The organism is Streptococcus sp. 4094 (assembly GCF_013277125.1).
Classification (GTDB): Bacteria; Bacillota; Bacilli; order Lactobacillales; family Streptococcaceae; genus Streptococcus.
Map to the genome: position 1 here is coordinate 1 of NZ_VMMI01000062.1, position 292 is coordinate 292.

1 protein-coding gene is annotated in these 292 nt (G+C 44.5%); it reads right to left on the reverse strand.

Translation table 11 applies throughout. The features are described 5' to 3' along the window. A partial coding sequence (locus tag HT721_RS10520; RefSeq protein WP_173229782.1) for a phage holin occupies positions 1–292 on the reverse strand: 292 nt, incomplete at both ends.

The following is a 292-nucleotide window of genomic DNA, read 5'->3' on the forward strand; positions in this document are numbered from 1 at the left end:
TCCAAGCGTCATTCATCTGTTTCACGGCTGACTCAACAAAAGTATCCAAGTCCTTGTCGGTCATACTGATGTTATATTTGATCAGCTCTGCACGGATTTTAGCACGAGCCTGTGCCAATTTTTCATCACCTTTATAACCTGTCTCAGCAGCCACCTGCTCAACGGCATTCACTGCATTCTTGGCTAGGATTTCAGCGATAATCACCGCTTTTTCTCCGCCTTTACGCAAAAGGTAGTCTTTTACTGCTTTTACAATACCGCCTACTGCTACTGCTAAAAAGCCTGTCGCAAA